This is a genomic window from Caulobacter sp. P1_B12_2 (genome assembly GCF_056406675.1).
Window position 1 is genome coordinate 25121 of record NZ_JBFTZS010000003.1, and the last position, 8976, is coordinate 34096.

At 70.8% G+C, this 8976-nt stretch carries 5 protein-coding genes; all 5 read left to right on the top strand.

Annotated features, from left to right (window positions below):
- Positions 1–73: 73 nt before the first annotated feature.
- On the top strand, positions 74–1228 hold the full coding sequence (gene dnaJ / locus AC1DZ6_RS00430; RefSeq protein WP_477095221.1) for a molecular chaperone DnaJ: 1155 nt from the start codon (positions 74–76) through the stop codon (positions 1226–1228).
- Between the two features lie 175 nt (positions 1229–1403).
- Positions 1404–1700 (top strand): hypothetical protein, encoded by a 297-nt coding sequence (locus AC1DZ6_RS00435; protein ID WP_477095222.1) that lies wholly within the window; start codon positions 1404–1406, stop codon positions 1698–1700.
- 105 nt (positions 1701–1805) lie between these two features.
- Positions 1806–4505 carry a DNA mismatch repair protein MutS gene (mutS, locus tag AC1DZ6_RS00440; protein ID WP_477095223.1) on the top strand — a complete coding sequence of 900 codons (2700 nt, stop codon included), beginning with the start codon at positions 1806–1808 and terminating at the stop codon, positions 4503–4505.
- A gap of 80 nt (positions 4506–4585) precedes the next feature.
- Positions 4586–7411, top strand: coding sequence for a [protein-PII] uridylyltransferase (locus AC1DZ6_RS00445; protein WP_477095224.1), 2826 nt, complete (start codon positions 4586–4588; stop codon positions 7409–7411).
- Between the two features lie 393 nt (positions 7412–7804).
- A partial coding sequence (gene murJ / locus AC1DZ6_RS00450; protein WP_477095225.1) for a murein biosynthesis integral membrane protein MurJ occupies positions 7805–8976 on the top strand: 1172 nt, incomplete at its 3' end.

Genomic DNA, 8976 nt, shown 5'->3' on the forward strand with positions numbered 1-8976 from the left:
GGCTGGGCGGGGGCGCCCCCACCTCCTATTTCAACATGGCCTCCTTACCTCACATGGCTGGTGATCGACCCTGATGCGCGACTATTACGAAGTCCTGGGCGTGGCCCGAGGCTGCGATGACGCCGCCTTGAAGGTCGCCTTCCGCAAGATGGCGATGGAGCACCATCCTGACCGCAATGGCGGTTGCGAGAACGCTTCCTCGCGGTTCAAGGAAATCAACGAAGCCTATTCGGTGCTGTCCGACGCCCAGAAGCGCGCCGCCTATGACCGCTTCGGCCATGCCGGGGTGAACGGCGCCCAGGGCGGAGCCGGCGGCTTCGGCGGGGCCGACGCCGGCGATATCTTCAACGACGTCTTTGGCGATGTGTTCGGCGAAATGTTCGGCGGCGGTCGTCGCCAGGCCAGCAACGGCCCCCAGCGCGGCCAGGACCTGCGCTACGACCTGGAGATCACCCTCGAGCAGGCCTATGCCGGCGCCGAGGTCGAGATCAAGGTTCCCGCCGCGATCACCTGCGAGGTCTGCGACGGCTCGGGCGCCAAGCCCGGCACCAGCCCGACGGTCTGCGGCACCTGTGGCGGCGCCGGCCGCGTGCGGGCCACCCAAGGTTTCTTCGCGGTCGAGCGCGCCTGTCCCCGCTGCGGCGGTTCGGGCCGTCTGGTCCTCGACCCGTGCACCGGCTGCCATGGCCACGGCCAGGTGCGCCGCGAGCGCGTGCTGTCGGTGCGCATCCCGGCCGGCGTCGATGACGGCGCCCGCATCCGCCTGGCCGGCGAAGGCKACGCCGGAGCCCGCGGCGGCCCGCGCGGCGACCTCTACCTGTTCCTCTCGGTGATCCCGCACGAACTGTTCGAGCGCGACGGCCTGGACCTGCTGTGCACCGTGCCGGTGCCGATGACGGTGGCCGCCCTGGGCGGCGAGATCGAAGCTCCCTGCCTGCTGGGCGGCGAGAACTGCGACGGCTCCAACCGCCAGACCGTCAAGGTTCCGGAAGGCGCCCAGACCGGCAAGACCGTCCGCCTGAAGGGCCGGGGCATGCCGTCCCTGCGCAGCCGCCAGCGCGGCGATCTGGTGGTCGAGCTGTTCGTGGAAACCCCGACCCACCTGTCGGCCCGGCAGAAAGAGCTGTTGGCCGAGCTCGCCGGCCTGTGCAGCGAAAAACAGAACCCCAAGTCCGCCAACTTCGTCGGCAAGGCCAAGCGCTTCTGGGAAGACGTGACGGGCAGCTGAGATTTCCACCGTGAGATGCAAAAAGGCCCGGACTCCTGCTCCGGGCCTTTTCATATTGCGCCCTCCGCAACGCGTCTGGAGCGTCATCGGCGCCGGAAGCAATTTCTAGTTGAAAAACCCTAGGCGGTATGAACTCTCCTTAAAGGCGCATTCGGCGCAACCAAAGGGGTGTTCAATGCAACTGCGTAGAAAACTGACGATGCTCGGCCTGGCTCTGACCATGGGCGGTGCGGCGGCGATGACCAGCGCGCCGGCCATGGCTCTGCCCAGCTATTGCCTGCAGCAGGCCTGGTGGTTCTGCGACCCCTACTACACGCGCGGGACCACGGAATGGTGGGCCTGCGTCGACGACTTCGTCGCCAACTGCGTCTACAACGGCTGCATCCCCGCCGGCGGCGGTCAGTGCATCGCCGACAAGGTTCCCAAGGCCCTGCCGCTGGAGAAGCTGAAGAAGCACCAGAAGAAGGCCTAGGCCTTCGGCGGCCGTGGGCCCGGGCGCGCGGCCGCCCCGTCTTCTTTCGGCAAATCGCACGTGAACCCTTAACGCCGGCCGCGACGCTCTGTACCTTCCGGCGCGATGAACGCCCCCGCCTCCCCCACCGTCCAGACCTATGACGCCACCGGCGCGACGCCGGTGATGCAGCAGTTCTTCGAGATGAAGGCGCGGCACCCCGACGCCCTGATCTTTTTCCGGATGGGCGACTTCTACGAGCTGTTCTTCGACGACGCCTACAAGGCCGCCGCCGCGTTGGGCATCAGCCAGACCTTCCGGGGCACGCACCTGGGCCAGCCGATCCCGATGGCCGGCGTGCCGCAGCACGCGGCCGAGGCCTATCTGTCCAAGCTGATCCGCCTGGGCTTCAAGGTCGCCGTCTGCGAACAGATGGAAGACCCGGCCGAGGCCCGGAAGCGCGGCTCCAAGTCGGTGGTCCGTCGCGACATCGTCCGGGTGGTCACGCCCGGCACCCTGACCGAGGACGGCCTGCTGGACGCCCGGGGCGCCAACCGCCTGGCCGCCGTGGCCGTGCGGGCCGGCCAGGCGGCCGTGGCGGCCGTCGAGTTGTCGACCGGCGAGGTCGAGTGCTTCCTGGTCGCCAAGGACGCCGTGGCGGCGATCCTGGCGGCCCTGGCGCCCTCCGAGACCCTGGTCGCCGACCGCCTCCTGGCCGATGACCAGCTCGCCCAAACGCTGAAGATCTGCGGCGGCCTGGTCCAGCCCATGCCCTCGGCCCTGTCCGAGCCCCAGGCGTCGGAGACCCGCGTGAAGCGGCTCTACGGCGTCGACACCCTGGACGGGTTCGGCGGGCTCTCGTCGGCCGAGATCGGGGCCCTGGGCCTGATCGCCGCCCATCTGGAGATGACCCAGGCCGGCAAGCTGCCGGCCCTGCGCGCCCCGCGCCGCGCCGCCGAGGCCGACGTGATGGCCATCGACCCGGCCACCCGCTCGAGCCTCGAGATCGACCGCACCCAAAATGGTGATCGAAGTGGCTCGCTGCTGGCCTGCATCGACCGCACGGTCACCGCCGGCGGCGCCCGGATGCTGGCCTCGCGCCTGGCCCGGCCGCTGCTGGATCCCCACGCCATCGACGCCCGCCTGGACGCCGTGGAGTGGTTCGTCGACCACCGGGTGCTGCGCGAACGCCTGCGCGAGCTGCTGAAGGGGGCCGGCGACATGGCCCGCGCCCTGTCGCGTCTGGCCCTGGGCCGGGGCGGACCGCGCGACCTGGGCTGCATCAAGGACGGCCTGAAGACCGGCGAGAAGCTGGCCGGCCTGGTCGGCGGCTCGGGCGACCCGCTGTCGCCGCCGCCCGCCGAACTGGAATCGGCCCTCAAGGCCCTGACCCCCTCGCTGCACGTCGGCCTGTCGCGCCTGCTGGACGCCCTGGAAGTGGGCCTGGGTCCCGACCTGCCGGCCCTGGCCCGCGACGGCGGCTTCGTGGCGGCCGGCGTGCGTCCCGAGCTGGACCAGGCCCGCGCCCTGCGCGACGACAGCCGCCGGGTGGTCATCGCCCTGGAAACCCGGCTCTGCCAGGAAAGCGGCGTGCCGCTGAAGATCCGCCACAACGGCGTGCTGGGCTATTTCGTCGAGGCCACGGCCGGCAAGGCCGACCCGCTGTTCCAGCCGCCGCTGAACGCCACCTTCATCCACCGCCAGACCCTGGCCAACCAGGTGCGGTTCACCACCGTCGAGCTGGCCGACCTGGACGCCCGCATCGCCCAGGCCGCCGAGCGGGCCCTGGCCATGGAGGTCGCGGCCTTCGAGGACTGGCGCGCCGAGGCCGCCGCCCTGGCCGAGCCGATCCAGCTGGCCGCCGAGGCCCTGGCCAGGCTGGACGTCGCCGCCGCTCTCGCGGAATGGGCCGAAGACGCCGGCGCCGTGCGCCCGACCGTCGACAAGTCCCTGGCCTTCGACGCCCGCGCCGCCCGCCATCCGGTGGTCGAGGCCGCCGTCAAGCGGGCCGGCGACCCCTACACCCCCAACGACTGCCGCCTGGACGCGGCCGGCGAGGCCGGGGCGCGGCTGTCGATCGTCACCGGTCCGAACATGGCCGGCAAGTCAACCTTCCTGCGCCAGAACGCCTTGCTGGCGATCCTGGCCCAGTCGGGCTGCTACGTGCCGGCAAAGAGCCTGCGCCTCGGCGTCGTCGACCGGCTGTTCAGCCGCGTGGGCGCCGGCGACGACCTGGCCCGAGGCCGTTCGACCTTCATGATGGAGATGGTCGAGACCGCCGCCATCCTGACCCAGGCCAGCCCGCGCAGCCTGGTGATCCTGGACGAGATCGGCCGGGGCACGGCCACCTATGACGGCCTGGCCATCGCCTGGGCCTGCGCCGAGGCCCTGCACGACACCAACCGCTGCCGCGCCCTGTTCGCCACCCACTATCACGAGCTGGCCACGCTGGAGACGCGGCTGGCCCACGTCTCGAACCTCAGCCTCCGCGCCAAGGAGTGGAACGGGGACCTGGTCTTCCTGCACGAAGCCGCCGCCGGTCCCGCCGACCGCTCCTACGGGGTGCAGGTGGCCAAGCTGGCCGGGGTGCCGCCCCAGGTCGTGGCCCGCGCCAAGGAGGTGCTGGACCGCCTGGAGAGCAAGACCGAATCGCCGGCCAAGCTGGACGAGCTGCCGCTGTTCGCCGCCTCCGCCCCCCTATCGGCGCCCGTTATGGCGGCGCCCAGCCGCACCGATGCGGCGCTGGGCGAGCTGGACGTCGACGGCATGAGCCCGCGCGAGGCGCTGGACGCGCTTTACCGTCTTAAGGCTCTGCTCAAGACCTGAGGTCCTATAGTGAAGGCGCGCGGGTCGCCGAACTGGTTTTCGGGTTCGACGATCGCGCTCTGGGATACCATATAGTCGCCATGCCCCGCCGCCTTCGCCCCACGCCTCTTGAACACGTCGTCGACGGCCACGCCTTGCGCGCCCGGCTGTCGGCCGCCGCCCTCGACCTGATCGGCGACGAGGCCGGCCAGCGGGCCCGCGCCATCGAGATCCTGAAACAGGCGCTGTTTCGCGGCCGGATGATCGCCAAGGAGCGGCTGGAGAACGGGGCCGGCGGCCTGGAGACGGCCCGGCTGCTCAGCGGCGTCACCGACGAGGTGATCACCGCCCTCTACGACTTCACCACCGTCCACGTGTTCCGGGCCCGCAACCCCACCGAGGGCGAGCGCCTGTGCCTGCTGGCCGTGGGCGGCTACGGCCGCCGCACCCTGGCGCCGTTCAGCGACATCGATCTGCTGTTCTTGCGGCCCTACAAGCAGACGCCGCACGCCGAGAGCGTGATCGAGTACATGCTGTATGCGCTGTGGGACCTGGGCTTCAAGGTCGGCCACGCCTCGCGGACCATCGAGGAGTGCGTGCGGCTCTCCAAGGAAGACTACACGATCCGCACCTCGATCCTGGAGGCCCGCCGCCTGACCGGCGACGAGCGCCTGGGCGAGGAGCTGAAGAAGCGGTTCCGCGACGACGTCATGAAGGGCACGGGCGCGGCCTTCGTCGCCGCCAAGCTCAAGGAGCGCGACGACCGCCAGGCCCGGGCCGGCGCCAGCCGCTACATGGTCGAGCCCAATGTGAAAGAGGGCAAGGGCGGCCTGCGCGACCTGCACACCCTGATGTGGATCGCCGAATACCTGCACCCGGTCGACCGCCCGGAGGACGTCTTCCTGCTGGAGGTGTTCGACCGCCGCGAGGCCAAGGGCTTCATCCGCGCCTTCGATTTCCTGCACGCGGTGCGCGCCCACCTGCACTTCGCCACCGGCCGGCCCGAAGAGCGCCTGACCTTCGACCTGCAGCCCGAGATCGCCCGCCGCATGGGCTATGGCGACCGCGGCGACGCCCCGGCGGTGGAGCGCTTCATGCGCCGCTACTTCCTGGTGGCCAAGGAGGTCGGCGCCCTGACCCGCGCCTTCTCGGCCAAGCTGGAGGCCGAGCACTTCAAGCATGAGCCCAAGGGCATCTCGCGGTTCCTGCCTGGCGGCGGCAAGCCCAAGCGCAAGGCCCTGGACGTAGCCGGATTCTACGAGGACGGCGGCCGCCTGAACATCGATGGCCCGGTGGTGTTCGAGCGCGACCCGGTCAACCTGATCCGCCTGTTCAAGACCGCCGACGAGCGCGACCTGGACCTGCACCCCGACGCCTTCACGGCGGTGACCCGCAACCTGAACCTGATCACCTCGAAGGTCCGCCGCGACCGCCACGCGACCCAGGCGTTCCTGGACCTGCTGGCCCGGGGCAAGCGCTCGTACCGCACCCTGACCCTGATGAACGACGCCGGGGTGCTGGGCCGGTTCGTCCCGGAATTTGGCCGCATCGTCGCCCAGATGCAGTTCAACATGTACCACTCCTACACGGTGGACGAGCACACCCTGCGGGCCGTGGGCGTCATCGGCGACATGGCCGCCRGCCGCCTGGTCGACGACCACCCGCTGGCCGTCTCCATCATGCCGCTGATCGAGGACCGCGAGGCCCTGTTCCTGGCCATGCTGCTGCACGACACCGGCAAGGGCGGGGTGGGGGGTCAGGAAAAGGCCGGCGCCCGCAGCGCCCGCAGCGCCTGCGAGCGGCTGGGCGTGGACCGGCTGAAGGTCGAGCTGGTGGCCTGGCTGGTCGAGAACCACCTGGTGATGAGCGATTTCGCCCAGAAGCGCGACGTGGCCGACCCCGGCACGGTCGCCGCCTTCGCCCGCATCGTCGAGAACCCCGAGCGCCTGCGCCTGCTGCTGGTCATCACCGTCGCCGACATCCGCGCCGTGGGACCGGGCGTCTGGAACGGCTGGAAGGGCCAGCTGCTGCGCGAGCTCTATAACGCCACCGAGGCCGTCTTCCGGGGCGGGCGCGGCAGCGACGCCGCCGCCAGCGTCCAGCGCCACCAGGAGGCCGCCGCCGAGGCCGCGCGCGAGGCCCTGGTCGAGGCCGACCCCGCCGCCAAGGGCTGGGCCCAGGCCATGGAGGCCGCCTATTTCGGGGCCTTCTCGCAGGACGACCTGAAGTCCCATGCCGAACTGGCCCGCCGCGCGGCGATTCAGGGCGGGGCCGCGGCCGAGGGCCGCGTGCCCGTGGGCGCCAACGCCGCCGAGATCGTCATCGCCGCCAAGGACCGCCGCGGCCTGTTCGCCGACCTCGCCCTGGCCATCTCGTCGCTGGGCGGCAATGTCGTCGGGGCCCGGGTCTTCACCTCGCGCCAGGGCCAGGCCCTGGACGTGTTCCATGTGCAGGACGTGACCGGGTCGGCCCTGGGCTGCGAAAATCCCCGCGCCCTGCGCCGCCTGGCCGACGCCCTGGAGGCCGCTGGCCGCGGCGAGCCCCTGCTGGTCGAACCCCGGCGCGGCGCCGAGCAGTCACGCACCGCCGCCTTCTCGATCGCCCCCACGGTGGTGGTCGACAACGAGGCCTCCAACGAGGCCACGGTGGTCGAGGCCTCGGGCCGCGACCGCCCGGGCCTGCTGCAGGCCCTGGCCCGCACCCTGGCCGACAACGGCCTGTCCATCCAGTCGGCCCACATCGACGGCTACGGCGAACGGGCGGTCGACGCCTTCTACGTGCAGACGTCGGAGGGCGGGAAACTAGGGGACGCCAAGAAGGTCGCGACGCTGAAGGCGGATCTGCTGGCGGCGCTGGAGCAGAACGAGGCCGGGGCGCCGAACACGCGGCCGGGGCTGAAGCGGGCGCGGGCCAGCGTGGCGCGGTAGTTGGTGGGTTAGACTCAAGCCGGACGATCGAACCCCTCTCTCACAGAGAGAGGGAGGGGCCCGCCGCCGCAGACGGTGGGAGGGTGAGAGGTTTTACCCTGTCCGATCGGAGTACGGCCAGAAGGTCATCGGCGACTGCGCCGGGATCTGCCAGAATCCGCGCGTTGGGAAACCTCAGAACCGCATTGGCGTGGGATCACACTGACTTGCCCCCACCGGGCGACTTCGTCGCCTGTCCGCCCCCATAGGGGGCGGAGGACGCCGTCTTCCCCCTGTGGGCGAAGACGACTGCGAAGCGGTCCGTAGGGGGCAAGTGTTCGGTGCACTGAAAACCCTCCATAAATCCCCAAACCCTCGCTTGACGGCCCCCCGTCCAGCCCGCAGAAGCCATCCGTGACCGACATCGCGCCCCCCGACCAAACCCCGACCGACCAGGCCCCCGCCAAGAAGGCCGGCGGCCTGTTGAAGTCGTCGGCGATCTATTCCGGCCTGACTCTGATCAGCCGGTTCATGGGGTTCGCCCGCGACCTGGCGGTCTCGTACCGGATGGGGGCCAGCGCCACGCCGGCGGCCGACGCCTATAACGCCGCCCTGGCCTTCCCGAACCTGTTCCGCCGGTTCTTCGCCGAGGGCGCCTTCGCCGCGGCCTTCGTGCCGGCCTACGCCAAGTCGCTGCAGCGCGACGGCGAGGAGAAGGCCGACATCCTGGCCGGCGACGCCATGGCCACCCTGGCGGCCTCGACGATCATCATCACCATCGTCTGCCAGCTGGCCATGCCGTGGCTGATGATGCTGATCAGCCCGGGCTTCGGCTGGGGCACCGAGAAGTACAAGCTGGCGGTGCTGCTGACCCAGATCACCATGCCCTACCTGCCGTGCATGGCCATCGTCGCCCACCTGTCGGGCGTGCTGAACGCCCGCGACCGCTTCGTGCTGTCGGCCGGGGCGCCGATCCTGCTGAACATCGCCACCCTGATCTTCATCCTGCCCCAGACGAGCGCCGTCGGCGCCGCGACCTGGGGTTCGGTGGGGGTGATCGTGGCCGGCGTCGCCCAGGCCGCCCTGCTGACCTGGGGCGTCAACAAGTCCGGCGCCAAGGTCCACTGGCGGCTGCCGCGCCTGACGCCGGAAGTGCGCGAGCTGATCGGCCGGGCCATCCCCGGCGCCCTGGCGGCCAGCGCCACCCAGGTCAACATCTTCATCTCCGGCAACCTGGCCAGCAACGTGCCCGGCGGCCGCACCTGGCTGGCCACCGCCGACCGCCTGTACCAGCTGCCGCTGGGCCTGGTGGGCGTGGCCATCGGGGTCGCCCTGCTGCCGCGCCTGTCGCGGGCCGTGAACACCGGCGACGGCGACGACGCCCAGTCCGCCATGGACCAGGCCATCACCCTGGCCATGGCCCTGACCATCCCGGCCGCCGCGGCCCTGGTCTCGATGCCCGGCTTCCTGTCGGACGCCCTCTACACCCGGGGTCAGTTCACCAGTTTCGACGCCAGCCAGACGGCCTCGGCCCTGTTCTTCTACGGCCTGGGCACCCCGGCCTTCGTGCTGCAGCAGTTGTATTC

Coding starts and splice junctions, on each gene's coding strand:
- mutS (WP_477095223.1), top strand. CDS start 1,806: ATGAACGCCCCCGCCTCCCCCACCGTCCAGACCTATGACGCCACCGGC.
- AC1DZ6_RS00435 (WP_477095222.1), top strand. CDS start 1,404: ATGCAACTGCGTAGAAAACTGACGATGCTCGGCCTGGCTCTGACCATG.